Here is a 24,077-nt window from a genome sequence, read left to right as displayed (position 1 = left end):
GCGAGCGTGGCCAGCCAGGAGGACATCGATCGGCAGATCCAGGCCTACTACGGTGGCCTCGACTGGGACGAGGGAGCTCGGCTGACCAGCAGATCGGCCCAGGGGGTTCTGGAGTTCGAGCGTACGCAGGAGCTCATTGCCGAGCGGATCCCAGCGGGATCGCGGATAGCAGATGTCGGCGGCGCGACCGGGGTCCATGCCGCGGCGCTTGCGTCTGCTGGGCATCAGGTCACGCTTCTGGACCCGGTCATCGACCAGGTTGATCGAGCGCGGACGTTCGGCACTTTCGAGGCCCTGGTCGGCGACGCGCGGGGGCTGCCCTTTGAGGACAGCAGTCTGGACGTGGTGCTGCTCCTCGGTCCGCTCTACCACCTGGCCGACCGTGAGGACCGACTGCGGGTGCTGCATGAGGCGATCCGGGTGGTGCGACCTGGAGGGTGGGTCTTCGCTGCCGCGATTCCGAGACTGGCGAGGCTCGCGGCGATCACCGGCGGGGCTGGATTGCCGCGTGGGTGGGAAGACCTGATCGGGCGTGGAGTCGCGCCCGCCGGCGGACGATTCCCGGGCGGACATTTCCACACCGGTGCCGAGTTGGCAGCCGAGTTGAGTGAGTCTGGATTGCTGCAGGTCGAGGTGGTGGGTGTCGAAGGACCTGCCGGCTTGGCCTTGGAACAGCTGACCGAGATCGACCCAGAGGTCTACTCGGCCGCGCTGACTGTGGCGCGCGCCGTGGCCGGGCAACGAGGAGTCCACGACCTCTCCAACCATCTACTCGCAGCCGGTAGGCGACCTTAGGAGGGTGAGTCACGCGGGGCATGACTCACCCTCCTAGGGGTTCTCATCCTGGAGTCGTCGCGTGCGATAACTGTGGTGTGGACATCTCGGAATCCATGGGCGAGCGAGAGCACGCAGAGCGGCTGATGGAGGCACAGCGACGTCAGCAGGATGGTGTGCTCAGTCATGCGCAGCTCGCGGCCGGTGGGCTGACGCGCGCCGACATGATCAGAATGCAGCGGCGCAAGGAGATCGTGCGGGTGCATCCGCGGGTGTACGTCGATCACACCGGTCCGCTCACCTGGCATCAGCGCGCTTGGGCAGCCGTCCTCTATGCCGCGCCCGCGTACGTGTGTGGCCCGAGCGTAGAGGCACCCCGCACGGAGCGGCCGATGGTGCCCGGGATGGTCCTGGACCCGATCCATGTCGCGATCGACCAGACCCGGAGAGTTGTGCCTCAGCCCGGCATCGTGATCCACCGCCTCACCAACCTCGAGACTCATGCCCACGGAGGCGTCCCTCCTCGCCTGAAGTTGGACGACAACGCTCTGGCGATGGCGCACGACGCCCGTTCGGAGATCGACGCGATCGCCAGTCTCGCCGACGTCGCCGGGCGGGCTTACGTCACCGCCGGCTCACTCCGTGGGGCGCTGAGTCGCTTCCCGTCCCTGCGCCGCCGCGCCTGGATCGCCAGGATCATCGACGATCTGGAGTCCGGCACGAATTCCGTGCTCGAGCACGGCTATCTCACCAAGGTCGAGCGCGTCCACGGGCTGCCACGGTCCGAATTACAGACGGTGCGGGCGACGCCGATGGGCAACCAGTTCCGAGACGTGGAGTACGTGGCGTACGGGCTGATTGTTGAGCTCGACGGAGCGTTGGGGCATGACACCTGGCGCGACCAGGCGCGTGATGCCGACCGAGTGCTCGATGATCTCGCCGCCACGGGCAGTGTCACCGCGCGACTCCGTTGGCACCAGGTCTTCGAGACGCCATGCCGAACCGCGCAGAGCATCGCGCGTGTCCTGGCATCCCGCGGCTGGACGGACTTCCCGACGGCGTGCGGCGACTCCTGCCTGATAGCGCGGTTCTAGCAGAGGCAACGGTCACGCCATAGCGAGCCTGGCGTTGCGCCGGGCGGCCGACCTCGCCACTGCGAGGGCGACCGCTGCGTAGGCGGTCCAGACGATGAAGGCGTAGGTCGCATCCGCCAGGGTCGTGCGCGGCGGGATGGCGGAGAAGGTCAGGGCGCTGGCGATGAGGGTCACCCATCCGGCGCAGATCGACACGATTGCGCCACCCGCATAAGCCGCCAGTTGGGTGCGGACCGAGGTGGGCGCGTCGGAGAAGGGCGCCGCGACCACGCGGCCGCCGATGGTCCCGCCGATGAGCGGGATGGCGATGGTGACGAGCGCGTACACCACCCAACCGAGCGAGTCCGATCCTGCGCCCGGTGCTGTGGTGAGAACGGCAGGAATGTCCGCATGAGCACGCCAGGTGAGCTCGTACGGCGCGAGGAGTACGGCGAAGGCGACGACGCCGATGATCCAGTAGGACCCGAAGGTGAGGGCTCGCCGAGTGGGGGTCATGTCATCAGTGTCCAGCAACGGGGCGTTGGCCCGCATGAGTTCGCACACTCGAGAGTCGACCGAGCGCTACGGTCAGAGTATGCAGGGGCCGACGTTTCGTGAGCTGATGGTGCAGGCCCTGTCGTCGGTGGAGCAGGGCTACGACCTGCTGGCGCCGAAGTTCGACGCGACGCCGTTCCGGACGCCGGACTGGTTGCTCGCCGCGACCATCACCGCGCTGCGGGAGTACGGGCCGTTCGAGCGTGGCCTCGATGTGTGCACCGGCACCGGGGCCGGGTTGGAGCTGCTCGCGGAGGCGACCGTGGAGCGGCCGACAGGGGTCGACTTCAGCGTGGGGATGCTCGAGCAGGCCAGGGCCGCTCACCCCGACGCCGACCTGGTGCGGGCGGATGCTCGCGCGCTGCCGTTCGAGGCTGCGTACGACCTGGTGGTGAGCTTCGGGGCGCTGGGGCACTTTCTGCCGGAGGAGCGGCCGGAGCTCTTCGACGGCATCCATCGGGCGCTGCGGCCGGGCGGGGTGTTCGCGCTGCCGGTCAGCCGGGCGCCGGGGCCGACCCATCCGGCGTACTGGCTGCTCTCCGGGTTCGACCTGGTGATGCGGGTGCGCAACGCGGTGTGGCGGCCGAAGTTCGTCATGTACTACCGCACTCATCCCAACCTGGCGCTCTTCGCGGACCTGGCCAACGCCGGGTTCACGGTCGAGACGACGCCGATGCCCGGTGTCGGCGAGCTGATCATCGCTCGCCGACCACCGGGCTGACGTACGCAGGACCTCAGGCGCGACGCGGGTTCCGCTCCGCCAGCCGGGCGGCGATGGCGGGGACGATCACCGCTGCGGCGACGAGGTGGGAGATCACCAGCATGATGTTGGTGGCGTAGGAGTCGGTGACGGCGATCAGGCTCGGGACGCACGAGAGGGCGGTGAGGGTCCAGGCGGTGCGGTTCCACGTCGAGCGCGGACGCTTGGCGAAGCGGGCCAGGCAGACGGCGATGATGATGCCGATCAGACCGAGCTCGGCGACGGCCCAGGCGAGCCCGGTCGCGGGGATCGCGGCGGGCTCCATGCCGGTGCCGGGTAGGGCGACGTTGAACGGGATCCCGACCGCGCGGGCGGCGAACTCGTAGACGCCGGTGACCAGCGCGCCGACGAGGACGGCGGCGACGCTGACGAGCCAGACGGGCATCCGCGCTGCGAACTGACCGCGGGTGGAGGTCGTGGCCTGGGTGTAGGTGCTGGTGCTCATGATGGTGCCTCTCGTCCTGTGGTGGTTTGTCGCGGTCCGTCTGGCCGCTTCTCACTCACTCCACGAACGGCTCGACACCGATCCGACAGGTTCCCGGAAAAACTCCCGAAAAAAATCTGGACGGGTTCAGCGCGGGGAACGCAGTGGTAGCCGGAACTCGTGTCGAAAGGTCCACAGCATCAGCACCAGCCCGGCGGCGGAGGGACCGGCATCGATCGTCCGGAACATCTCGACGGTACGCAGCGCCGGGGTCACCTGCCAGGTGGCCCGCGCGGGCACTTCGCCGGCGTTCCACATCCGATGGACGGTGCGCCGCGGCACCTCGATCCGGTCACCGGCCCCGAGCACCCTCCGCACGCCGTCGAGGTCGACAGTGAGCTCGCCATCGAGCACCTCGAAGGTCTCATCCTGGGACGGATGGAAATGGGCCCGCGGCGGGTCGCCACCGGGCGTCCAGGTCGATTCAAGTGCGAGCATCGCCGGCGTCGAGTCGACCACTCGCAAACGCTGATGTCCGCTGAGGTCGAGTGTCTCCGTCATCGGCTCTCCCGACGGTTGTCATTGGCCGCGCCGCGGCCCTTCCCCGGCACAATACCGAGCAGCGGCGCGTGACGTAGTCGAAGATCACACCCTCCGGGCCTTTCATCCGAAGGTAAGTTAGGTGAGCCTTAGTCTGCATGACCCGCAAACCTCGGATCGCGAAGCTGCTGAGCCCCCTGATCGGGCTGTTCGGCCTCCTGTTCATCGCCAGTGGCGCCGCCAGCTACTACATGGCCCACACCCAGCTGAAGGCGCAGGAGATCACTGTCGCCGACGACGCATCCTTCCTTGCAGGGGACATCGTCGACGGCCCGTTCTCGGCCTACTCCCAGGCGGCCACCGTCGAGAAGCACGCCCTGGGGATCACCAAGGGCAAGACGTACGCCGAGCTGGACCAGGAGGACCCGATCCGCGCAGTCGCGGCGGAGTCGTCCTTCGTGCGCGCCTCGCTGCTCACCGCGGTCACCGCCTTCGGTCTCTCGGCGTTGGTCGCGGGCCTCGGCGTCGTGCTGCTGTTCGTCGCCTTCGCACTCGGGTCGCTGACCCGAGCCGTCGCGCCGGCGAAGGAGAAGGCCGCTGAGGAGACCGACGGCCTCGAACCGGCCACTGCCTGACCCCATCCACTCGCCAACGGGCCTGGGAAGGCATCGCCTTCCCAGGCCCGTTCTCTTGTCCTCAGCCCAAACGCCGGAACGCCCGGACGGAGAGTGGGACGAAGATCGCCAGCAGGACCGCGGGCCAGGCGACGGCCAGGAGCGTCGCGTGGTCGGCGAGCGCGCCGGAGGTGATTCCGGTCGGGTTGCCGAAGAGGTCGCGGCAGGCGGTGGCGGTCGCCGAGACCGGGTTCCAGGCGGCCAGGAAGCCGAGCCAGCCGGGCATCGTCTCGGGCGAGACGAACAGGCTCGAGCAGAACCCCAGCGGCCACACCAGCACCTGCACCATGGTCAGCGCACCCTCCATCCGCAGGGTCAGCCCGAGGAAGATGCCCAGCCACAGCATCGCCAGCCGCAGCCAGAGCAGGAGCCCGACCGCGGCGGCCGCCTCGAGGAACGAGCCCTCGATCCGCCACCCGATCAGCAGCCCGCCGAGCATCAGCACGCCCAGCTGGACCGCCGAGTTGCCAAGGTCGGCGATGGCCCGCCCCAGCGGCACCGCGAGCCCGCTCATCGGCAGCGACCGGAACCGGTTGGTGACACCGCGCTTGGTGTCCTCGGTGACCACGGCCATGGTGCCGTCGATGCCGAACATCATCGTCAGCGCGAGCACCCCGGGCAGCAGATAGGGCAGGTACGTCCCGCCGCCCGGCATCTCGATCGCGCCGCCGAACAGGTAGCCGAAGATCAGCAGCATCATGATCGCGAACAGGATCCCGAAGACCGGTCCCCATGGCTCGCGCTGCCAGTGCTTGAGGTCGCGGAGCGTGATCACCCAGGTCTGTCGCAGGGTGGAAGAGATACCTGAAGTCAGATCGGTCATCGGGCGGCTCCTTCAGGATCGAGTACGTGGTCGGGGGCGGTCAGGTGGAGGAAGACCTCGTCCAGGGTCGGTCTGCGCAGCAGCACGTCGTCGACGGTGACGCCGGCGGAGTCGAGAGTGCGTACGACCTCCACGACCGCGGCGCCACCGCCGGCCGCGCCGGCCTCGACGGTGACCTCGAGCCGGTCGGGGTCGACGACGGCCGCGGAGCCGAGGACCCCGGCCATCCGGGCGAGGTCGTCCGGGCCGGTCGCGGTGATGATCACCCGGTCGCCGCCCAGATCGCTCTTGAGCGCCGACGGGGTGCCCTCGGCGATCACCCGGCCCGCGCCGAGCACGGTGACCATGCCGGCGAGCTGGTCGGCCTCGTCCAGGTACTGCGTGGTCAGCAGCACCGTCGTCCCGTCGGCGACCACCTGCCGCACCATCTCCCAGACCTCGTGGCGGCCGCGTGGGTCCAGCCCGGTGGTCGGCTCGTCGAGGAAGAGGATCCGCGGACGGGTGACCAGGCCGGCGGCGATGTCGAGGCGCCGCCGCATCCCTCCGGAGTATCCCGAGACCTTCCGGTCGCCGGCCTCGGTGAGGCCGAAGGCGTCGAGGAGCTCGCCGGCGCGACGTACGGCATCGGTCTTCGGCAACCCATGGAGGCGTCCGAACATCACCAGGTTCTCCCGGCCGTGGAGGGCCTCGTCGAGCGCGGCGCTCTGCCCGACCAGGCCGATCGTGGAGCGGACCCGGGCGGGGTGGCGTACGGCATCGTGGCCGCCGACACGCACCTCGCCGGCATCGGGCCGGGTCAGGGTCGCGAAGACGTTCACCGCGGTCGACTTGCCGGCACCGTTGGGCCCGAGCAGGGCGTGCACGGTGCCGGCGGCGACCTCGAGATCGAGACCGTCGAGCGCCTGGGTGTCGCGGTAGCGCTTGCGCACGCCGCGTGCGGAGAGGGGAGTCGAGGTCATCGGCCTACCTCGATCCGGAACACGCCGCAGCGGCCCGCGACCGCCTCGAACGCCTCCGGCGTCACCGCGGTGACCACGCCGGCGTCGAGCATGATCTTCGCGCCGTCCGTCATCCGTTCCGGCCACACCCGGAGCACGGTCAACGCCTCGTCCCCTTCCACCTCCACGAGGCGCACCTCCTCGGTGTTCCTACCGATCCGGAGGGTGCCGCGGCCGGCGGCGGCACGTACGTTGCGGGCCCAGTCAGCTCCTGGGAAACCCTCGAGCAGGTAGCGCCGTCCGTCCAGGTCCAGGACCGAGAGCGGGGTGCTGCGGGGCTTGCCGCTCGCGCGGCCCGGCACGGTGAGCACCGGCAGCTCCTTCATCCCGAGCCCGGTCTTCGACAGGGTCATGAAGACCTTGTTCATCGGCTTGAGCCAGCGCGGCGGGACCGGCTTCGCGTCGTTCGGCATACACGTTCCTCCAATTTCGTACGTCGTACGAAGATGTCAACGGACCGACTGTAGCATTTGTTCCGTACGACGTACGAAATTATTTCGGAGGAGGTTACGATGAGCGACGTGCCGGACCAGCCAGACCAGTCGGACCCGTCCCTGCGCCTGCTGTGGCGCCATCGGACCGGGGTGCGCGACGAGCCCAGGACCAGGCGTGGGCCCAAGCAGAAGGTGAGCGTCGACGAGATCGTCGACGCCGGGATCGACATCGCCGACGCCGAGGGCCTCGCCGCGGTGACGATGCGCGCGATCGCCCAGCGCTTCGGTCTGGGCGCGATGACGCTCTACTCCTACGTGCCCAACCGGGACGCGCTGCTGGTGCTCATGGCCGACCAGGTGACCGGCCGCGCCGAGCTGCCGGAACTGCCGGAGGATCCGCGCAAGCGCCTCGAGCTGGTCGCCAACCTCGCCCACGACGAGCTCCGCGCCCACCCGTGGCTGCTCGAGGTGCAGGACGTACGCCCCTGGCTCGGGCCCAACATGAGCGACCGCTACGAGTGGCAGCTGCAGGCCGTCGACGGTCTCGGGCTCTCCGACCTGGAGATGGACCAGACGGTCGCCGTGCTGATCGGTTTCGCGGGCAACATCGCCCGCAGCGAGCTCATGAAGCGCCGCGCCGAGCAGGTCACCGGGATGACCGAGTCGGAGTGGTGGGAGGCCAACTACGACACGCTGAACGAGGTCATGGCGGACAGCCACTATCCGCTGGCCAACCGGGTCGGCACCGCCGCCGGTGAGACCTACCAGGCGGCCACCGACCCCGCCCGCGAGCTCGACTACGGGCTGGCCAGGATCATCGACGGGGTGCTCGCGCACGTCGAGCGCCGGTCAACCGGTGCGGCCGACGAACTCTCATGAAGGGCTGGTTGACTAGCGCCTGTGACAACCAGTCCTGACACTCCCGAGATCGACCTGACGACCGACGTGGTGACGCTGACCCGGCAGCTGATGGACATCAACTCCGTGAGCCTCAACGAGCTGGAGCTGGCCGACGCAGTGGAGCGGGCGCTGGCTGCGTACGACCACCTCGTCGTCGAGCGGCGCGGCAACTCGATCGTCGCGCGCACCGACCTCGGCCTCCCCGAGCGCGTGGTCATCGCCGGCCACCTCGACACGGTGCCGGTCAACGGCAACTTCCCGAGCCGCCTCGACGAGGCCACCGGCATCCTGCACGGCCTCGGCGCCTGCGACATGAAGTCCGGCGACGCGGTCATCCTCAAGCTCGCCGCCACCCTCGATGAGCCCAACCGTGACGTGACGTACGTCTTCTACGACGCGGAGGAGATCGAGGCCGTCCACAACGGCCTCGGCAAGCTCGCGGCCAGTGAGCCCGACCTTCTCGCCGGAGACTTCGCGATCCTGATGGAGCCCTCGAACGCCGGCGTCGAGGCCGGCTGCCAGGGAACGCTGCGTGTCGAGGTACGCACCACCGGCGAGCGCTCCCACAGCGCCCGCTCCTGGCGTGGCGTCAACGCCATCCACAAGGCCGGCGAGGTGCTGCGCCGCCTGGAGTCGTACTTCCCGCGCAAGCCGGTCATCGACGGGCTGGAGTATCACGAGGGCCTCAACGCGGTCTTCGTCGCCGGTGGAGTGGCGGGCAACGTGATCCCCGACGAGTGCGTGGTGACGGTCAACTTCCGCTTCGCGCCCGACCGGAGCGAGGAGGAGGCGCTGGCGTTCGTGACCGAGTTCTTCGAGGGCTACGACGTCACCCTGACCGACTCGGCCCCGGGTGCGCTGCCCGGTCTGGACCGTCCTGCGGCCAAGGCCTTCATCGAGGCGGTCGGCGGCGAGGTCGGGCCCAAGTTCGGCTGGACCGATGTGGCGCGGTTCACGGTTCTCGGCATACCGGCGGTCAACTATGGTCCTGGTGACCCGATGTTCGCCCACAAGGCCGACGAGCACGTGCGGATCTCCGAGATCATCACCTGCGAGCAGGCCCTTCGTGATTGGTTGACCGCATGACCCGACGCAGCGGCTCCGGCCCACGCCCCACCAAGGGGCGCCCCGCCGGCAGCACCACCGACCAGCGACTGCTGGACAGCTCCGGCCACGGCGACTGGGTCCACACCGACCCCTGGCGGGTCATGAAGATCCAGGCCGAGTTCGTCGAGGGGTTCAACGACCTCTCCGAGGTCGGCCCAGCGGTCTCGGTCTTCGGGTCGGCGCGCACGCCGAAGGACCACCCGACCTACGCGCAGGCCGAGGCCGTCGGCCGAGGTCTCGCGGAAGCGGGCTTCGTGGTGATCACCGGCGGCGGTCCGGGCACGATGGAGGCGGCCAACAAGGGCGCCCTCGAGGCCGGTGGGGAGTCGATCGGCCTCGGCATCGAGCTGCCCTTCGAGGCCAGGCTCAACGACTACGTCAGCTTCGGGCTCAACTTCCGCTACTTCTTCGTGCGGAAGATGATGTTCGTGAAGTACTCCCAGGGCTACGTCGTCATGCCTGGCGGTCTCGGCACCATGGACGAGCTCTTCGAGGCGATGACGCTCTCCCAGACCAAGAAGATCACCCAGTTCCCGGTCGTGCTGATGGGCGTGGAGCACTGGCAGGGGCTGCTCGACTGGATGCGCGAGACGATGCTGGCCGACGGCCGGATCAAGCAGAGCGACCTGGACATGATCACCCTCACCGACGACGTGGACGAGGCGGTCGAGCTGATGCTGAAGGCGCGTGACTGACCGATGGGTTGGATCTTCGCGGCACTCATCGTGCTGGCTCTCGGAGGAGTCGCCCTCGTAGCCGCCGGGACGGGCGCGCCGATGGGGGAGGAGTACGGCGACCAGCCGGACGCTCTGGTGCCCCGCGACCGCGTCCTGGAGGCCTCAGACCTGCGTCACGTACGTTTCTCGGTGGCCTTCCGCGGCTACCGGATGGACGAGGTGGACGCTCTGATCGCCCGCCTTGCCGAGGAGGCAGAATGGCGTGAGTCGACCGCGGCCGGGGATGCCGATGCCGAGGTCGGAGTCGGGGGACTCACACCACATACGCCCGAGCCCGATTCGGGCTCGCCCGACGTCTAGGACAGAATCGCTGCCGTGAGCTTCGCTGCCGTACTCGTCTACGCCGTGACCGTCCTGGTCGCGGTGATCGTCGCGCTCACCTATCTGAAGCCACACCTCCTGCAGTCGCAGGAGGCGGGGCTGCCGCCCAAGATCCACCTGTACGCCGGCGCCGCCGGCCTGCTGATCTGGGTCCTCTTCCTCGCCTCGCCGTCCTCGTTCTTCCTCGGCGGCGACGTCCCGGGTGTCATCGGGCTCTTCGGGATCTGGCTAGCCGCGATCGCGGGCCTCTACCTGCTCGCCCGTCGGATCAAGGAGCAGCGCGCCGCGGCCGCCGGCCACGACGACTACGGCTATGACGACGGCTACGACGAGGAGTACGCCGAGGACGGCTACGGCTACGACGAGCCCGGCTACGCCGAGGCCGGTTACGACGACTACGCCGAGCCCGACGACCGGGCGGCCTACGCCGACCCGCGCCGATCGGTTCAGCAGCCTGTTCCTCAGCCCGTCGCCCAGCCTGGACGCCCGGCCGAACGCCGGCCCGAGCCCCGGCGAGCAGCGGCGGGTGTCGACGAGACCGCGGTGATGCCACCGGTCGAACGCGACCCGTCGCCTGCGCCGCCGCCGGCTCCTGCACCTGCCCCAGCTCCGGCTCCCGCGCCTGCCCCGGCTCCCGCGCCGGCGCCGATGCGGGACGGGCAGACCGGTCGCCGGGTGGCAGGGCGGCAGGCCCCGCCCCCGCCGGCACCGCAGCCCCAGCCGTCGCCGCAGCGGCCACCCCGGCGGGCAGCCGCACCCCAGCCGCCGGCGCCCCAGCAGCCCGTACGTCACCAGCCCGTGCCTCAGCCGCCCGCCCCCGAGCCTCCCGCCCGGCCGCGGCAGGACCGCCCGGCGCCTGCGCCAGCGCCCGCGCGACCCGCGCCGGAGCGGCGTGCCCCGGAGCAGCCGGTGCGCGAGCGTCCGGCTCCCCAGCGCCCCGCCCCCCAGCGCCCCGCCCCGCAGCGTCCGGCCCCTCAGCGTCCGGCGCCCGAGCAGCCCCAGCCGGGTCAGGGCGGCCAGGACCCGTGGGGTCGCCGTCAGGAGCCGCCGCAGCGCCGCTCGCGTGGCTACGACGACCGCTATGACGACCGCCGCAACGAGAACCACGACGAGTTCGCCGACCGCCGATACCGGCGCGACAGCAGCTACTCGGACTACCCGGGCCAACAGCAGCCGACCCCGCCGCGCGCACCGCGCCCGGCGCCCCGGCCAGCACCCCAACCGGCACCCCAGCCAGCACCCGCACCCGCGCCGCCGCCCGCGCCGAGCCGACAGTCCGGCCGCCCCGCGGGGCAGCAGCCCGAGACGTACGATCCCTACTCCTTCGAGTCCTACGGTCCGCGCGACCGGGACCGGCGCCGCGACCGGACCGAGCCTCCTGCTCCGGCCCCGCCCGCGCCCGACGCGCAGCCGCGTCGACGTCAGCGCGACCAGGGCTACGACGAGCCGGCCTACGCGGGACACGAGCAGGGCTACGACCAGGGCTATGACCAGGCGTACGCGCAGGGCTACGACTACGACGAGGCCTACGACCGCGGCTATGACGAGCGCTACGACGACGCCTACGACCGGCCCGTCGGAGGCGACCGCCGGGACCGGGACGGAGCGTTCCACGAGTCCTCCGGAGCGGCCATCGCGGTGCACCTCACGCTGGTGATCCTCGCGATCTGGCTGACCTGGGCCTACGGAACTTCGGTCATCTGACAGGTTCGAAGCAGGTCAACCCGCCGAAACTCCCACCTTGCCGTAAGGTCTGCTGACCTGATGAGGGATAATGGACGTGCAATGCGCGCTCCGAGGCCATCCGGCAGGTGAGCGCCGACACGCGAGACACGGAAGAAGGTGCCGCATGGCGGCGATGAAGCCGCGGACGGGAGACGGTCCGCTGGAGGTCACCAAGGAAGGTCGGGGCATCGTGATGCGCGTCCCGCTCGAGGGTGGTGGCCGGTTGGTCGTCGAACTGAACGCCGAAGAGGCCGCCGCGCTCGGCGAAGAGATCAAAGGTCTTGGGCTGAACGCGTAGATGACCACAACGCTGCCGTCACCGGCTCTGCCGTCGCAGGTTGGGCCGCCCACCTTCTCGCTCAACCCGCTCGGTCCGGAGAGCCTCGATGCCGAGATCATCGCGCTGCCGGTCATCCCGGGTGAAGACGCGCTGGTCATCGGTCCTGGTGCCGCCGACCTCGGCGACCACCACGACCTCTTGGGTCACCTCGAGTTCGAAGGTGCCACCGGCAGTGCCGGTGAGGTGACGACGTACGCCGTCACCGGCTCTGGCACTCTGCGACAGATCCTTCTGATCGGTGTCGGCGCGCAACGTCGCGACGACTTCCGGCGGGCGGGGGCCGCGCTGGCTCGCGCAGTGCGGGATCGGGCCGATGTGGTCACGACCATTCCGGTAGCCGACCCGGAGGTCGGGCTGGAGCCGTTCGTGGCCGGCGCGACCCTGGGGTCCTTCCTCTTCCACTGGCGCTCCGAGGGCGCGCCGTGGAAACCGGTGGAGACGATCACTCTGGCCGACCTGGGCGATGACCAGGCGGCAGCGTTGGACCGGGCCCAGGCGATCGCGCGCGCCAGCTGGCGCGCGCGGTTCTTCTCCTCGGTCCCGAGCAACTTGAAGAACCCGGCCTGGCTCGCGGAGCAGGCCAACACTCTGGGGGCCGAGACCGGCCTGAAGGTCACCGTCTGGGACGAGGAGCAGCTCGCGGCGGAGGGCTTCGGGGGCATCGTCGCGGTCGGCCAGGGGTCGGCGACCCCGCCCCGGCTGATCCGGCTCGACTACACGCCCCGCAAGGCGGGACGGAAGACGCCGACGGTGGTACTGGTCGGCAAGGGCATCACCTTCGACACCGGCGGGCTCAACATCAAGCCCGGTGACGGCATGGTCAACATGAAGCGCGACATGACCGGCGGCGCGGTGGTGCTCGCGGTGATGTCGGCGCTGGCCGAGATCGGCTGCCCGGTCAAGGTGGTCGGCCTCATCGCCTCTGCGGAGAACGCCATCTCCGGCTCGGCGCTGCGCCCCGGCGACGTGATCACCCACTACGGCGGCCGCACCTCCGAGGTCACCAACACCGACGCGGAGGGCCGCCTCGTGCTGGCCGATGCGATGGCGTACGCCGTGGACAAGCTCAAACCGGCCGCCCTGGTCGACATCGCCACCCTGACCGGCGCGATGCGAGTGGCGCTCGGTCAGACGATGGCCGGCTACTTCGCCGACGACGACGCCCTGGCCACGCTGCTGGCCGAGGCGTCTGATGTCTCCGGTGAGACGCTGTGGCGGATGCCGTTGGTCGCCGACTACGAGGACAAGCTCTCCTCGAAGGTCGCCGATGCCGACAACGCCCCCGGGGGGCCCGGCGCCATCACCGCCGCGCTCTTCCTGCACCACTTCACCGGTGGCATCCCGTGGGCCCACATCGACGTCGCCTGCGGCGACGCGTACGCCGATGTCCACGAGCTCACTCCCGGTCCCACCGGTTTCGGTGCCCGGGTCCTCCTCAGCTGGCTGGCGAGCGCCGACCCGCTGTCCGGCGTCGGTTCCTGACGAGACGTCACCCCCGCCGGCCGAGAGGTCACGTACGTCGGTCGAGATGGCACTCGAGTGCCGCCTCGGCCGACGGGAGTGACGCTTGGGCTAGGACTTTCGGGCGAGCAACAGGCCGTCGCCCACCGGGAGCAGCAGCGGGATCAGGCCGTCGTTGTCGGCGACCTGCTGGTTGAGCTCGCGGATGGTGGCGGTCTCCTCGTCGCGTACGGACGGGTCGGCCACCCGGTCATGCCACAGCGCGTTGTCGAAGGCGACGACGCCGCCGGGACGGAGCAGACGCAGCGCTTCCTTGAGGTAGGCCGAGTATTCGGTCTTGTCGCCGTCGACGAACACCAGGTCGTAGTGGTTGTCGGTGAGCCGGGGGAGTACGTCGAGGGCGGCGCCGGCGATGCACCGCGCCTGCCGCTGCCCGAAACCGGCCTCGGTGAAGCTCTGGCGGGCCAGCCGCTGGTGCTCGGTCTCGATGTCGACGGTGGTCAGAACCCCCTCGGGGCGCATGCCGCGCAGTAGCCACAGCCCGGAGACACCCGTGCCGGTGCCGACCTCGACGACGTTCTTGGCGTCGAGGACCGAGGCGAGGAAGCGCAGCGCCGCGCCGCCGCCAGGCCCGATCGGCGCGACACCGACCTCCTCGGCCCGGGATCGGGCGGCTGCGAGGAGGTCGTCCTCACCGACGAACTCGTCGGCGTAGGTCCAACTTGCGGTCGAGACAGGGCTGGTCACACCGCAAAACCTAACCTGTTTCCCGTAACGGTGCGGGAACGCCTGATCCAACTTGTGCGTTGGAAGAGCACAGGAAGAGGAAAAATAGGAGCCTCACAGGCAACTCTCAGCCCTTCCGGTCCCAGGGGATCTACCGTAGGAGATGTCAGCGATCAGCGAGACAGACGACAGGAGCACCATGACCGCCGAACCCACGCAGGCCCCGACCGTAGAGCCGGGTGTTCCGACGTGGGACGAGATCGTGGAGAAGCACTCCGACCGGGTCTACCGGCTCGCTTACCGTCTCACCGGCAACCGCCACGACGCGGAGGACCTCACCCAAGAGGTCTTCGTGCGCGTATTCCGCTCTCTCGACACCTACAGCCCCGGCACCTTCGAGGGCTGGCTGCACCGGATCACCACCAACCTCTTCCTCGACCAGGCCCGTCGTAAGCAGCGGATCCGCTTCGATGCCCTCTCCGACGAGCGCGCCTCGCGCTTGACGAGCAGCGGCCCGACGCCGGACGTGGCCTACACCGACCAGCGCTTCGACGACGACATCGAGCGCGCGCTGGCTACGCTGCCGCCCGACTTCCGGGCCGCGGTCGTGCTCTGTGACGTGGAGGGGCTCTCCTACGAGGAGATCTCCGAGATCCTCGGTGCCAAGCTCGGCACCGTCCGCTCGCGTATCCACCGCGGCCGGGCGATGCTTCGTGACAACCTCGCCCACCGCGCCCCGCGCGGCGGACGACTGCGTCACTCCGGGCCCAAGGTGTTGTGGGGCGGGGCTTCATGAGTCTTCTGGGCAACCACCTCGGCGCGCGCATCAGCGCCCTTCTCGACGGACAGCTCCCCGCAGCAGACGAGGAGCGCGCCTGGGCGCACGTGCACGAGTGCTGCGCCTGCCGCCGCGCCGTGGAGCGTGAGGGCTGGCTCAAGCGACGCCTGGCCGGCCTCAGCGTCGACCCCGGAGTCACCGCACCGGCCGACCTGAAGGGCTCGCTTCGCGGCGGTGCCCTGGCCGGCGCCTCGATGTGGCCCGCCGACGACCTCGATGAGACCTACTCCGACCCCCGGTCGATGCGGCGTACGTTGGTGATGGTCGCCGCCGGTGGCGGTGCCGTCAGTGCCGCCGTCTTCGGCATGTTCACCTTCGCCGCCGCGCCCGCCGACGCGCCGGTCCCCAGGAACCTCCCGGTCACCGCGGTCACCCAGGTGCCGGGCGCCCCGGGCGCTCCCGTCGTCGCCCACGTACGCCGCTGACCGACCGCCCGGTGACGCGACACGAGACCCGGGCTGCCGATAGTTGGGGCGAGTGGGAAGAATGGGTGTCGTGACGCAGGAACCACAAGACGACCAGTCGCGGCCGATCTCCCGTTGGGCGCCACCGTCCGACGTGCCTCCGGCCGGGCAGTCGTCCCCTGACGACCTTGTCGATGACGAGCGGGACACGGCCGAGGTGCCGTTGCCGGGCATGCCGAGACCCGCCGTCGCGCCGGTTCCGGCCGCCGACACCGCTCCGCTGCCGCCCTTGGTGCCACCACCCCCGCCGGGCGGGTCCCTGCCCGGGTTCGATGCCCCGCCTGCGTCACCACCACCGTCATCACCCACCCGGACCGACTCGTCGCCGCGTCGCCGCATCCCCGGCCCGATCTGGGCGCTCGCGGCTGCTGTCGCCTTCCTGCTCGGCGTGCTGGGTGGCTATGCCGGCGGCGTACTCGAGGATCAGGACGACATGTCCAGCCTGGCCGGCGGGGGCCTCGACCCGGGCTCGATCGAGACCGACGCGCCCCTGGAGGGCGACGACGCCAGCATCGTGAAGGTGGCCGCGACGCTGCTGCCCTCGACGGTCCAGATCTTCGCCGAGTACCAGGGCGTGGAGGATGCCGCGACCGGCTCCGGTTTCGTCTTCGACCGCAACGGCCACGTGGTGACCAACAACCACGTGGTCGCCGACGCGGCCAAGGCCAAGGGCAGCATCGAGGTGGTCGACCACAAGGGCCGCCGCTACAAGGCCGACGTGATCGGGCGCAGCGCCGTCTACGACCTCGCGGTGCTCAACGTGCCGGAGGTCAAGGAGCTCGAGCCGGCCTCGCTCGGCAGCACCTCACGGCTGAGGATCGGTGAGGGCGTCGTCGCCATCGGGTCGCCGCTGGGCCTCAGCTCCACGGTGACCTCGGGCATCGTCAGTGCGCTCCAGCGCCCGGTGAGCACCGGGCAGACCGAAGACGACACCTCCTACATCAACGCCGTCCAGACCGACGCGGCGATCAACCCCGGCAACTCCGGTGGTCCGCTGGTCAACCTCGTCGGCCAGGTCATCGGCGTCAACTCGGCCATCGCCACCGCAGGTGGCGGAGAGGGCGGCGAGGGCGGCAGCATCGGCGTCGGCTTCGCGATTCCGATCGACCAGGTCAAGGTGACCGCCGCGCAGATCCTGAAGACCGGCAAGGCGACCTACCCGATCGTGGGAGCCTCCGTCGACGTGCAGGCCGTCGACCACAACGGAGCGCTGATCTCGGTGGTCGAGGCCGGCTCGCCGGCCGCCGCCGGTGGGCTCAAGGACGGCGACCGGGTCACCAAGGTCGGAGACGTCACCGTCACCGACGGGATCGGCATGATCGTCGCCATCCGTGCTCACCAGCCGGGGGAGACGGTCGAGTTCACGGTGATGCGCAACGGCGCCCGCCACGAGCTCAAGATCAAACTCGAGGCGCAGACCGAGAACCTCGCCTGACCAGGAAAAGAACGCGAAGAGCTGCTCGGCACCACGGTGCCTGGCAGCTCTTCGCGTTGTTGTGGGGAAGGTTTAGTTGTGGGGGTTGAGGTTGCTTTGACTCAAGAAGCGTCCGGCGTGGCGGCGGGCGCAGCAGGCTCGGCCTCGACGAACGGGTGGTCGGCCACAAAGGCCTTGGTCTGCGAGTACATGTCATCGATGAACTTCTCGAGGACGCTGGCCTCAACGCGCCACTGGCCGCGCCCGCCGATCTTGATGGCGGGAAGCTCACCACGGCGGACAAGGGCATAGACCTGTGCGCTCGAGGTGTTGAGCACCTCGGCGACGTCGGCAAGAGTCAGGAAGCGGGGGGTACCAGACATAAGGATCAGTCTCCCAGACTCTGCAAGCGGCCGTAAACCATCGCGCCAACCTGTTAGTCCGCATTAGGTACTGTTGCGCTGCTTTGTGGATGCGTGGTGGGTGAACCGTGAAGCAGCGATGCGCTATGCGGCGAACAGCAGGTACAACCCACCGACAGTGAAGCCGACCATCGTGAGCAGAAGCGGGATCTGCCCGGTCACGAGGTGCTGCCGCGGAAGCACCTGGAGCGCCCGGATGTGGGCCGACCAGACCCCCAGCACGTGTCCGGTGATCACCGCGGCCACCTTGATGACGGCCAGCAGGGTGGCGTGGAAGGCGAAGAAGTAGGAGACCGGCAGGTCTGCGGTGCCGAACCAGTCGCTTCCGTTTCCGAACGGATCCGAGGCGTTGCGCAGCGTTGCCAGCCCGCTCTCCCAGAAGTAGCTGAGGTAGTGGGCCACGACGTAGCCGACGATGATCGGCACGAGCGAGGGTGCCAGCTCGGCGGGCAGCGCCCGGCGCGGTACGTCACCGACGCCGGTCAGCATCGTCCCGAGGCAGTAGAACCCGGCCACGAGCAGCGGGAACGCGATCAGCGCGATGTTGCTGATCAGGTAGGCGGTGGCACCCGACATCTCCGGGTTCTGCACGAACTGGAGCCACGGTGGCGACTCCCGGTAGGAGTCGTAGACGATGGTGCCGAAGAGCACCGAGACGACCGCGACCAGGCCCGGAGTCGGGCGCAGGGTGTCCAGGTTGCCGAGCGGTGTCCGCAGGACCAGGTTGCCGGCCGGCGTACGTCCCCACACCGACAGCCGCGCGGTCAGCGACGAGTAGACCTCGAACGGGTCGCAGCGCTCCAGGAACTCCTCGCCGAAGAGCACGCCGCCGAGGATCATCACAGCCAGGTAGACGGCCAGCCAGAGGCGTACGGGTCCGAGGTAGTTGTTCTCCGGGTAGACCAGCTCGAGCCAGGCGAAGGCGAGCAGCGTGAACGCCGCCGGCCAGTAGCCGAGACGCTCGGGCAGTCGCAGCGGCGGATCGCCGGTGCCGCGCAGCCACGTCAGTCCGGCCACGATCGTGCGGGCCGGGCTGATCGCCCGGAAGACCCGTCCGAAGAGCAGGGAGAACGGGACGAGGCCGACCCACAGCCAGACGTACGTCATCCCGAAGATGGGGTTGTTGGCGTTGTCGGAGCCGGCGAAGGCGACCAGCACGAAGTAGGCGAAGATCAGCAGGCCGACGACGCGCCACAGGGCGATCCAGGCGGGGGAGTCGACGACACGCCCGAGACGGGGGACCGGCCAGCCGCGTGGGTTGCGTACGCCGACCACCTGGCCCTCGGCGGCGCGCTTGGTGGTCAGCACCAGCAGCCCGAAGGAGACGAGGAGGGCGAGGACTGCGCCCGCGATGACGTATTCGAGCGGCAGTGGGAGGTCCTGACGACCGCCCACGCCGTGGGTGAGGATCACTTGACCTCGAGGGTGACGATGGTCTTGCCGAGGGTGTGTGACTCCACCTCGTACTGACCAGGGATCTTGAACGCGCCCAGGCTGATCCGTGTGGTGCCCACGCCGTAGGCGGCGGACTGCTCCGGGTCGGAGTGCACGTGGATCTCGCCGGCGGCGTCGGCGGTCACGTCGAGCTCGACTCCGTGGCCGACGGGGACGTCGATCTGGGTCCCGTGCGGGTCGACCGAGTTACCGGAGAAGTTGATCTCGACGACCACCGGGTCGCTGTCGTTGCTGGGCTCGGTGGCGACGTCGTTTCCGCAGGCTGTCGCGATGCACGCGATCCCGCAGATTGCTGCCACGACCGCGATGATCCGGGCCGTGAGGCGCATTGCTTCCCCGTTTCGTGGACTAAGTTCAAGCTGGCGTCTGCCACAATCGCACATGAACCAAAGAGGGGGCTGAGAGGGCATGAGCGAGCGTCAGCGAGCGAATCGTGGGGCCAACACGCCGCCGCGTCCGTACCATGGCGCCTGCGCTACGGAGGTGGCGGCGTGAGTGATCGGCTGAAGGCACGGGACGTGGCCTTTCTGGACGGGGAGACGCTGTCCGTTCCGCACCAGGTGGCGAGTATCGAACTGATCGAGCCGAAGGCCGAGGGCTTCGACTACGGCGCCTTCCTCGAGCACGTCGAGGACCGGCTCTCCTTCGTGCCCCGCTACCGGCAACGGGTCCGTGTGGTGCCCGGTCGCATCGCCTATCCCGTCTGGGCGGACGACGACCGTTTCGACCTCACCTACCACGTACGCCGCTCCGCGCTGCCCCGTCCGGGCTCGATGGATCAGCTGCTCGACCTCGCCGGACGGATCGTCTCTCGGCCCCTCGACCGCTCCCGGCCGCTGTGGGAGCTGTACGTCATCGAGGGGCTGGCCGGCGACCGGGTCGCGCTGATCACCAAGACCCACCAGGCGCTGGTGGACGGCGCCGAGACCGTCGACCTGGTCCAGCTGCTGCTCGACGACAAGCCCGAAGTCGGGCCGGTCGTACCCGACCTGTGGGAGCCGCCGGAGCCGCAGTCGAGCGCGCGCCTGGTCGCGGGCGCGGTCTTCGAGGCGGTCACCTCGGTCAGCGCCTTGACGGACACCGCGCGCAGTCTGGGCGGGTACGCGCTGGGGCGGGTCACCGGTGTCGCCAAGGACGTCCAGAACGCCGGCACCGGCATCGCCCGGGCGCTCACCCGCCGGGCTCCGGAGCGGCCGACGCCGCTCAACGGGCCCCTATCCCAGCAGCGGCTCGTGGTCACGCTGCAGGCCGATCTCGCCGACTTCCGCCGCATCCGGGACACCCACGGCGGCACCGTCAACGACGTCATCCTCGCCGCCGTCACCGGCGGCCTGCGCGACTGGCTGATGACCCGGCAGCAGTCCCTGGCCGGCGTACGCCAGGTGCCGGCGCTGGTGCCGGTCTCGGTGATCGACGAGGAGCTCGACCCGACCCAGCTCGGCTCCGCGGTGGCACCCCACTTCGTGGTGCTCCCGGTCGCCGAGCCGTCGCCTGTGGTCCGTCTTCACCAGGTGTCCTACTCGTTCGAGCAGCACAACGCCAACGCCCGCACGGTCAGTGCGCAGCGGCTGGCCGGGATCAGCGGCTTCGCCCCGGCGACCTTCCACGTGGTCGGCTCCCGGGTGGCCGCCGAGAGCGAGCACGACTACCTGCTCTCGGTGTGCAACGTGCCCGGCCCGCAGGAGCCGCGCTATGCGGCCGGCTCCCGGCTGGTGGCCTCCTATCCCATCCACCCGCTGGCCGAGGGACACACCCTCGCGATCGGGGTGACCTCCTACGACGGCCAGGTCTTCTTCGCGATCACCGCCGACCGCGACCTGGTGCCCGACGCGTCGCTGGTCGGACAGTGCATCAGCGAGGCCCTCGACGAGCTGCTCGACACCGCCTCCGGACGCCGCTTCCGCGCGCCCCGGGGCCTGCGCGTGGTCAAGAACTCCGGCGAGTGACGGCGAGTGAGGCAGAATCCGACCCGTGACCCGCATCTACGTACCCGCCACGCTCGAGCTCCTCGCTGACTGGTACGCCAAGGGCGAGCTGCCCGGCACCGCCGACGGCTACGCGGCCGCCGACGACAGCGAAGAGGCCGAGTACGCCGCCCTGATGAGCGCCGCCGACGACTCGGCGGCACTCCTGGCCGGCCCCGGACGCAGGGTCGTCGTCGTCGTCGACGCTCCGGCCGCGCTGGGGGACCAGGTGGTCCCGCTCAAGCTCGTCGCCGCCGTCCACGCCGACCTGGCCGACCGGCCTGCCGACGCCGACCCCGACGAGGACCTGGGCTGGTTCGCGACCCAGGAGATCCCGCAGCTCATCGGGTGATCGACGCCGGCGCCGGCTCAGGCCGGGCTCACCTCTCGTTCCACCAGGTCTCGGTGTCGACGCCCTGGTAGGGCGGGACGGTGACGGTGCGGGCGCCGGCCTTGCCGCCGATGATCACGGTGCGGTGACTGACGTTGTTGGACCGGGTGGTCTCGTAGAGGTTGCCGTCCGGGTTGACGGTGACCTTGATCCGGTAGGTGCCGTTCTTGACCTTGGAGAGGTCGAAGGCCTGGGTCTGCGACTGGTCGTAGGTGTCGCCCCAGCCGGAGGGCAGGCTCTCCCGCAGCCAGAGCGCGGACTTGGAGCCGCATGCCGACTCCAGGCCGGTCTGCCCCGGTCGCAGCGTCGCTCCGGGCACGGTCAGGTCCACCGGGTCGGTGGGCACGAGGCACCACGACTGCTTGCCGCTGGTCGAGACGACCTTGTCCTTGGCGTCGACCAGCTCGTACTTCGCGAAGTCGAGGAAGTGCCAGTGGTTGTGCTCCGGTGCCTCGTGGAACTCCATGGTGCCGGTGCGCTTCATCCCGACCTGCTTACCGTCGCGGTAGAACATCTGGTAGGCGTCCATCACCGGAGAGGTGCCGCGACGGAAGCCCTCGACGATCATCGGAGCCGGTCCGGCGTTCCACTCGTTGGCGGCGAAGTTGAGGCGATCGGTGCCCTCCTCGTCGACCGCGGTCGAGATCTGCCAGGCAGGCACGGAGACGAGGTCGGGCAGGCTGCTCTTCTTGGGCTTGCCGTGCGACGTACCTCCTGCGCCGCCGCCCAGCGGGAGTCGTCCGCGACCGTCCTCGGCGCCTTCCAGCGACTCTCGCGGCACCACGGTGCGAGCGCCCTGGTCATCATCGGCGCCATGGGCCGAGTGAGTGCTCATCTCGCCCTCGCCCCCGCCGTCGCCTTCGCAGCCGCCCTCGGGGCACCCGTCGACGATGACCAGGTTCTGCTTGGCGCTGCGGCTGGCCTTCGGCAGACCGAGGAAGTCGGCGACGGGCTTGCTGACGCTCATCGTCATGGTGAGCGCGGTCTCGCCCTTGGTCTCGAACTCGAGGTCGGAGACGGTCGGGACCGCCATGCCCCGCTCGATCCCGTACAGCACGCCCTTGGTGAACCAGTTGCCGCCGCAGAACTCCGGGTAGACCGGTCCGGTGGCGCCGTCGGTCTGCACCCGCTGCCGGTCGTAGCCGCCGGGGCACAGCGGTCGGATCTCGTCGAGGATCACCTTGCCGGCCTTGTTCTTGAGCGTGACCCGAAGGCCGTCCTTGAAGCCCTTCATCCCGTCGACGATCGAGGCTGGCGCGGTCGTGGTCGTGCGCTTCTTGCCCCGGATGATGGTCTTGGTCAGCTTGACCGGCTCGTCGTAGGCCTTGTGGCTGGCACGGAACTCGAAGGCCGCGTCATAGGCGGCCAGCCAGACCGACGGCTCCACGTACGCCACCCCGTCGTACGACGCCACCTCGACGGTGTCGGCGGCGGCGACGAGCTTCAACGTTCCCTTGCCGGTGGTGCCGCTCGCGGCACCGTAGTTCGCGGTCACCGTCGTAGTGACGACGAGTCCGGCTGCGACCAGCCCGATGCCGGCCGAGACCAGCTGCCGGACGCGAGTGCGAGGTTTGACCATCGAGATCCCCTTATAACGGCCTTGGATCCTCCCGATCCGAGGCGCCGAGTGGCCGGCAATCTAGTGCCCGCCGCATATGGGGACGGTTGGTTTCCTGGTCTGGTTGCACCAGATCGGGGAGATCAGCGAGAAAGGTACGCCGCGCCGACCGCCTGCTCGAGGTCGAAGGCCTTGAGCATCAGCTCCTCGACGTACTCCTCGAGCTTGGCCCCGACCAGCGGCACGGGCACCTTGATGTTCAGCCGCACGCTCTCGGTGGTGCGTCCGTCGGACTCGGACAGCGAGATGTTGCCGCGCAAGGTGGCCAGGCCACCGGGGACGGTGATGTCGACGACGGCGACGGTGTCGGAGGACCAGACCTCGTTCTGATGGACGGTGAGGTCGCCGGAGACGATGCGCTTCGCGAAGGAGGGTACGCCGACGGTCGACTGCACCCGGTCGATCCGGACCTCCCGCGGCGCACCGCCGATGGTCACCCGGCGACGGAGCGCTCCCTGGGCGTCGGCGACCCGCTCGCGGAAGCCCGGATCAGCCAGCATCGCGGAGACCTCGCCCATGCGGGCGTCGTAGACGAGCTCGTGTTGAAGGGTCGTCGTCATTGCCGAATCCTTTGGGGCTCTTCTGCGGGTTGGGATGGGGGATGAGGAGGCTCAGGCGGCGAGCCAGCGGGTGCCTACCTCATGCTCCTTCTCGAGCGCCTTCTTGAAGATCGAGAGGATGAGATCCTCCAGCTTTCCGCTGACCAGGGGCACATTCACCGTAGCGGTCAGGGTGACCGTCTCGATGGTCTTCGTGCCGTTCTCGGCCAGCCGCGCGATGCCGGAGAGCGAGCCCGGCTTGCCCGGCAGGGTGACCTTGAGGTCGCCGGAGGTGAAGTCGGCCGACCAGATCTCGTCCTGGTGCACCTCGATGGAGTCGCCCACGAACTTCTTGGCGAACCCGGGCACGCCGCTCACCTTCTGCTCGTAGCGGATGCTCACCGTCGAACCGGTGATCGCCACGCTCCTGGACAGCGCGTGCTGGGCATCGCAGACCTGCTCGCGGAACGCCGCGTCGGCGAGCATCCCGGAGACGGCTGCGATCGGGGCGTCGTAGGCCAGATCGACCGACAGCTTTTTGCTCATAACCACACATCATGACGCCTAGTGCGGCCAGAGTCATCAGCGGAGCCGCCGAGA

Annotated in this window: 29 protein-coding genes; 16 read left to right on the top strand and 13 right to left on the bottom strand. The window is 69.5% G+C overall.

Annotated elements, in window-relative coordinates; all coding sequences use genetic code 11:
• Positions 1 to 6 precede the first annotated feature (6 nt).
• Positions 7 to 795, top strand: a complete 789-nt coding sequence (locus tag ABTW65_RS22580; protein ID WP_350664263.1) for a class I SAM-dependent methyltransferase — start codon at positions 7 to 9, stop codon at positions 793 to 795.
• A 95-nt stretch (positions 796 to 890) separates the two neighbouring features.
• On the top strand, positions 891 to 1,868 hold the full coding sequence (locus tag ABTW65_RS22575) for a putative endonuclease domain-containing protein (protein ID WP_350664261.1): 978 nt from the start codon (positions 891 to 893) through the stop codon (positions 1,866 to 1,868).
• Between the two features lie 12 nt (positions 1,869 to 1,880).
• On the opposite strand, the gene ABTW65_RS22570 is transcribed toward ABTW65_RS22575, so the two are convergent.
• Positions 1,881 to 2,363 carry a hypothetical protein gene (locus tag ABTW65_RS22570; RefSeq protein WP_350664259.1) on the bottom strand — a complete coding sequence of 161 codons (483 nt, stop codon included), beginning with the start codon at positions 2,361 to 2,363 and terminating at the stop codon, positions 1,881 to 1,883.
• 79 nt (positions 2,364 to 2,442) lie between these two features.
• Between ABTW65_RS22570 and ABTW65_RS22565 the strand changes: the two genes are divergently transcribed.
• Entirely contained in the window at positions 2,443 to 3,123 is a 681-nt protein-coding gene (locus ABTW65_RS22565) for a class I SAM-dependent methyltransferase (RefSeq protein ID WP_350664257.1), read from the top strand.
• 13 nt (positions 3,124 to 3,136) lie between these two features.
• Here the strand turns inward: ABTW65_RS22565 and ABTW65_RS22560 are convergent, their stop codons facing one another.
• Positions 3,137 to 3,607 (bottom strand): DUF6069 family protein, encoded by a 471-nt coding sequence (locus tag ABTW65_RS22560; protein ID WP_350664255.1) that lies wholly within the window; start codon positions 3,605 to 3,607, stop codon positions 3,137 to 3,139.
• A gap of 126 nt (positions 3,608 to 3,733) precedes the next feature.
• A complete protein-coding gene (locus ABTW65_RS22555; protein ID WP_350664253.1) occupies positions 3,734 to 4,147 on the bottom strand; it encodes a cupin domain-containing protein in 414 nt (137 codons plus the stop codon).
• 137 nt (positions 4,148 to 4,284) lie between these two features.
• Here ABTW65_RS22555 and ABTW65_RS22550 point away from each other — a divergent pair, with 137 nt between their 5' ends.
• Positions 4,285 to 4,761, top strand: a complete 477-nt coding sequence (locus ABTW65_RS22550) for an aromatic ring-opening dioxygenase LigA (RefSeq protein WP_350664250.1) — start codon at positions 4,285 to 4,287, stop codon at positions 4,759 to 4,761.
• A gap of 61 nt (positions 4,762 to 4,822) precedes the next feature.
• On the opposite strand, the gene ABTW65_RS22545 is transcribed toward ABTW65_RS22550, so the two are convergent.
• The 3 genes from ABTW65_RS22545 to ABTW65_RS22535 are packed head-to-tail and all read right to left on the bottom strand — an operon-like array spanning position 4,823 to position 7,034.
• On the bottom strand, positions 4,823 to 5,623 hold the full coding sequence (locus tag ABTW65_RS22545; protein ID WP_350664248.1) for an ABC transporter permease: 801 nt from the start codon (positions 5,621 to 5,623) through the stop codon (positions 4,823 to 4,825).
• A complete protein-coding gene (locus ABTW65_RS22540) occupies positions 5,620 to 6,582 on the bottom strand; it encodes an ATP-binding cassette domain-containing protein (protein WP_350664246.1) in 963 nt (320 codons plus the stop codon). Before ABTW65_RS22540 ends, ABTW65_RS22545 begins: the two co-directional genes overlap by 4 nt.
• Positions 6,579 to 7,034 (bottom strand): nitroreductase/quinone reductase family protein, encoded by a 456-nt coding sequence (locus ABTW65_RS22535; protein ID WP_350664244.1) that lies wholly within the window; start codon positions 7,032 to 7,034, stop codon positions 6,579 to 6,581. Before ABTW65_RS22535 ends, ABTW65_RS22540 begins: the two co-directional genes overlap by 4 nt.
• A gap of 99 nt (positions 7,035 to 7,133) precedes the next feature.
• Here ABTW65_RS22535 and ABTW65_RS22530 point away from each other — a divergent pair, with 99 nt between their 5' ends.
• The 7 genes from ABTW65_RS22530 to ABTW65_RS22500 all read left to right on the top strand — a co-directional run bounded on the left by ABTW65_RS22530 (position 7,134) and on the right by ABTW65_RS22500 (position 13,667).
• Positions 7,134 to 7,934, top strand: a complete 801-nt coding sequence (locus ABTW65_RS22530; protein ID WP_350664242.1) for a TetR/AcrR family transcriptional regulator — start codon at positions 7,134 to 7,136, stop codon at positions 7,932 to 7,934.
• A 21-nt stretch (positions 7,935 to 7,955) separates the two neighbouring features.
• Entirely contained in the window at positions 7,956 to 9,041 is a 1,086-nt protein-coding gene (gene dapE, locus ABTW65_RS22525) for a succinyl-diaminopimelate desuccinylase (protein ID WP_350664240.1), read from the top strand.
• Positions 9,038 to 9,757 carry an LOG family protein gene (locus ABTW65_RS22520; RefSeq protein WP_350664238.1) on the top strand — a complete coding sequence of 240 codons (720 nt, stop codon included), beginning with the start codon at positions 9,038 to 9,040 and terminating at the stop codon, positions 9,755 to 9,757. Before dapE ends, ABTW65_RS22520 begins: the two co-directional genes overlap by 4 nt.
• Before the next feature lie 3 nt (positions 9,758 to 9,760).
• Positions 9,761 to 10,099: a DivIVA domain-containing protein gene (locus ABTW65_RS22515; RefSeq protein WP_350664236.1), complete on the top strand. Its 339-nt coding sequence runs from the start codon at positions 9,761 to 9,763 to the stop codon at positions 10,097 to 10,099.
• Positions 10,100 to 10,114: 15 nt separating this feature from the next.
• A complete protein-coding gene (locus ABTW65_RS22510; RefSeq protein ID WP_350664234.1) occupies positions 10,115 to 11,824 on the top strand; it encodes a hypothetical protein in 1,710 nt (569 codons plus the stop codon).
• A gap of 145 nt (positions 11,825 to 11,969) precedes the next feature.
• A complete protein-coding gene (locus ABTW65_RS22505; RefSeq protein ID WP_008358749.1) occupies positions 11,970 to 12,143 on the top strand; it encodes a DUF3117 domain-containing protein in 174 nt (57 codons plus the stop codon).
• The gene (locus tag ABTW65_RS22500) at positions 12,144 to 13,667 is read left to right on the top strand and encodes a leucyl aminopeptidase (RefSeq protein WP_350664232.1); all 1,524 of its coding nucleotides are present in this window, start codon (positions 12,144 to 12,146) and stop codon (positions 13,665 to 13,667) included.
• A gap of 90 nt (positions 13,668 to 13,757) precedes the next feature.
• Here ABTW65_RS22500 and ABTW65_RS22495 read toward each other — a convergent pair whose 3' ends face one another.
• Positions 13,758 to 14,393, bottom strand: coding sequence for an O-methyltransferase (locus tag ABTW65_RS22495; RefSeq protein ID WP_350664230.1), 636 nt, complete (start codon positions 14,391 to 14,393; stop codon positions 13,758 to 13,760).
• Positions 14,394 to 14,571: 178 nt separating this feature from the next.
• On the opposite strand from ABTW65_RS22495, the gene sigE reads away from it, so the two are divergent.
• From sigE to ABTW65_RS22480, 3 genes are all read left to right on the top strand, one after another.
• The gene (sigE, locus tag ABTW65_RS22490; protein ID WP_406031469.1) at positions 14,572 to 15,168 is read left to right on the top strand and encodes an RNA polymerase sigma factor SigE; all 597 of its coding nucleotides are present in this window, start codon (positions 14,572 to 14,574) and stop codon (positions 15,166 to 15,168) included.
• Positions 15,165 to 15,635, top strand: coding sequence for an anti-sigma factor (locus ABTW65_RS22485; RefSeq protein ID WP_350664226.1), 471 nt, complete (start codon positions 15,165 to 15,167; stop codon positions 15,633 to 15,635). Before sigE ends, ABTW65_RS22485 begins: the two co-directional genes overlap by 4 nt.
• Positions 15,636 to 15,705: 70 nt before the next feature.
• Entirely contained in the window at positions 15,706 to 17,109 is a 1,404-nt protein-coding gene (locus ABTW65_RS22480) for a S1C family serine protease (protein WP_350664223.1), read from the top strand.
• A 101-nt stretch (positions 17,110 to 17,210) separates the two neighbouring features.
• On the opposite strand, the gene ABTW65_RS22475 is transcribed toward ABTW65_RS22480, so the two are convergent.
• The 3 genes from ABTW65_RS22475 to ABTW65_RS22465 all read right to left on the bottom strand — a co-directional run bounded on the left by ABTW65_RS22475 (position 17,211) and on the right by ABTW65_RS22465 (position 19,294).
• Positions 17,211 to 17,471, bottom strand: a complete 261-nt coding sequence (locus ABTW65_RS22475) for a helix-turn-helix domain-containing protein (protein WP_350664221.1) — start codon at positions 17,469 to 17,471, stop codon at positions 17,211 to 17,213.
• A gap of 123 nt (positions 17,472 to 17,594) precedes the next feature.
• The gene (locus tag ABTW65_RS22470; protein WP_350664219.1) at positions 17,595 to 18,923 is read right to left on the bottom strand and encodes a hypothetical protein; all 1,329 of its coding nucleotides are present in this window, start codon (positions 18,921 to 18,923) and stop codon (positions 17,595 to 17,597) included.
• Complete coding sequence (locus ABTW65_RS22465) at positions 18,920 to 19,294, bottom strand: hypothetical protein (protein WP_350664217.1); 375 nt, start codon at positions 19,292 to 19,294, stop codon at positions 18,920 to 18,922. Before ABTW65_RS22465 ends, ABTW65_RS22470 begins: the two co-directional genes overlap by 4 nt.
• Positions 19,295 to 19,456: 162 nt before the next feature.
• Between ABTW65_RS22465 and ABTW65_RS22460 the strand changes: the two genes are divergently transcribed.
• Both ABTW65_RS22460 and ABTW65_RS22455 read left to right on the top strand, forming a co-directional pair.
• A complete protein-coding gene (locus tag ABTW65_RS22460) occupies positions 19,457 to 20,911 on the top strand; it encodes a wax ester/triacylglycerol synthase family O-acyltransferase (RefSeq protein ID WP_350664215.1) in 1,455 nt (484 codons plus the stop codon).
• Positions 20,912 to 20,936: 25 nt separating this feature from the next.
• Positions 20,937 to 21,281: a DUF6912 family protein gene (locus ABTW65_RS22455; protein WP_350664213.1), complete on the top strand. Its 345-nt coding sequence runs from the start codon at positions 20,937 to 20,939 to the stop codon at positions 21,279 to 21,281.
• Positions 21,282 to 21,309: 28 nt separating this feature from the next.
• Here the strand turns inward: ABTW65_RS22455 and ABTW65_RS22450 are convergent, their stop codons facing one another.
• The 3 genes from ABTW65_RS22450 to ABTW65_RS22440 form a co-directional block, all read right to left on the bottom strand.
• Entirely contained in the window at positions 21,310 to 22,899 is a 1,590-nt protein-coding gene (locus ABTW65_RS22450) for a lysyl oxidase family protein (protein ID WP_350664210.1), read from the bottom strand.
• Positions 22,900 to 23,021: 122 nt separating this feature from the next.
• On the bottom strand, positions 23,022 to 23,498 hold the full coding sequence (locus ABTW65_RS22445; protein ID WP_160024749.1) for a DUF2505 domain-containing protein: 477 nt from the start codon (positions 23,496 to 23,498) through the stop codon (positions 23,022 to 23,024).
• A gap of 51 nt (positions 23,499 to 23,549) precedes the next feature.
• Positions 23,550 to 24,023 carry a DUF2505 domain-containing protein gene (locus ABTW65_RS22440; RefSeq protein WP_350664208.1) on the bottom strand — a complete coding sequence of 158 codons (474 nt, stop codon included), beginning with the start codon at positions 24,021 to 24,023 and terminating at the stop codon, positions 23,550 to 23,552.
• Between the last annotated feature and the right edge of the window lie 54 nt (positions 24,024 to 24,077).

This window comes from Nocardioides sp. NPDC127503 (assembly GCF_040302165.1).
In the GTDB taxonomy this organism is placed as follows: domain Bacteria; phylum Actinomycetota; class Actinomycetes; order Propionibacteriales; family Nocardioidaceae; genus Nocardioides.
Note: the sequence above shows the minus strand (reverse complement) of the source record. Positions and strands in the feature narration are given on the sequence as shown.

What these genes read in the sequence shown, in the direction of transcription:
- ABTW65_RS22575 (WP_350664261.1), top strand. Translation starts at nt 891, where the DNA reads ATGGGCGAGCGAGAGCACGCAGAGCGGCTGATGGAGGCACAGCGACGT.
- ABTW65_RS22570 (WP_350664259.1), bottom strand. Translation starts at nt 2,363, where the DNA reads ATGACCCCCACTCGGCGAGCCCTCACCTTCGGGTCCTACTGGATCATC.
- ABTW65_RS22565 (WP_350664257.1), top strand. Translation starts at nt 2,443, where the DNA reads ATGCAGGGGCCGACGTTTCGTGAGCTGATGGTGCAGGCCCTGTCGTCG.
- ABTW65_RS22560 (WP_350664255.1), bottom strand. Translation starts at nt 3,607, where the DNA reads ATGAGCACCAGCACCTACACCCAGGCCACGACCTCCACCCGCGGTCAG.
- ABTW65_RS22555 (WP_350664253.1), bottom strand. Translation starts at nt 4,147, where the DNA reads ATGACGGAGACACTCGACCTCAGCGGACATCAGCGTTTGCGAGTGGTC.
- ABTW65_RS22550 (WP_350664250.1), top strand. Translation starts at nt 4,285, where the DNA reads ATGACCCGCAAACCTCGGATCGCGAAGCTGCTGAGCCCCCTGATCGGG.
- ABTW65_RS22545 (WP_350664248.1), bottom strand. Translation starts at nt 5,623, where the DNA reads ATGACCGATCTGACTTCAGGTATCTCTTCCACCCTGCGACAGACCTGG.
- ABTW65_RS22540 (WP_350664246.1), bottom strand. Translation starts at nt 6,582, where the DNA reads ATGACCTCGACTCCCCTCTCCGCACGCGGCGTGCGCAAGCGCTACCGC.
- ABTW65_RS22535 (WP_350664244.1), bottom strand. Translation starts at nt 7,034, where the DNA reads ATGCCGAACGACGCGAAGCCGGTCCCGCCGCGCTGGCTCAAGCCGATG.
- ABTW65_RS22530 (WP_350664242.1), top strand. Translation starts at nt 7,134, where the DNA reads ATGAGCGACGTGCCGGACCAGCCAGACCAGTCGGACCCGTCCCTGCGC.
- ABTW65_RS22520 (WP_350664238.1), top strand. Translation starts at nt 9,038, where the DNA reads ATGACCCGACGCAGCGGCTCCGGCCCACGCCCCACCAAGGGGCGCCCC.
- ABTW65_RS22515 (WP_350664236.1), top strand. Translation starts at nt 9,761, where the DNA reads ATGGGTTGGATCTTCGCGGCACTCATCGTGCTGGCTCTCGGAGGAGTC.
- ABTW65_RS22505 (WP_008358749.1), top strand. Translation starts at nt 11,970, where the DNA reads ATGGCGGCGATGAAGCCGCGGACGGGAGACGGTCCGCTGGAGGTCACC.
- ABTW65_RS22500 (WP_350664232.1), top strand. Translation starts at nt 12,144, where the DNA reads ATGACCACAACGCTGCCGTCACCGGCTCTGCCGTCGCAGGTTGGGCCG.
- sigE (WP_406031469.1), top strand. Translation starts at nt 14,572, where the DNA reads ATGACCGCCGAACCCACGCAGGCCCCGACCGTAGAGCCGGGTGTTCCG.
- ABTW65_RS22485 (WP_350664226.1), top strand. Translation starts at nt 15,165, where the DNA reads ATGAGTCTTCTGGGCAACCACCTCGGCGCGCGCATCAGCGCCCTTCTC.
- ABTW65_RS22475 (WP_350664221.1), bottom strand. Translation starts at nt 17,471, where the DNA reads ATGTCTGGTACCCCCCGCTTCCTGACTCTTGCCGACGTCGCCGAGGTG.
- ABTW65_RS22465 (WP_350664217.1), bottom strand. Translation starts at nt 19,294, where the DNA reads ATGCGCCTCACGGCCCGGATCATCGCGGTCGTGGCAGCAATCTGCGGG.
- ABTW65_RS22450 (WP_350664210.1), bottom strand. Translation starts at nt 22,899, where the DNA reads ATGGTCAAACCTCGCACTCGCGTCCGGCAGCTGGTCTCGGCCGGCATC.
- ABTW65_RS22445 (WP_160024749.1), bottom strand. Translation starts at nt 23,498, where the DNA reads ATGACGACGACCCTTCAACACGAGCTCGTCTACGACGCCCGCATGGGC.
- ABTW65_RS22440 (WP_350664208.1), bottom strand. Translation starts at nt 24,023, where the DNA reads ATGAGCAAAAAGCTGTCGGTCGATCTGGCCTACGACGCCCCGATCGCA.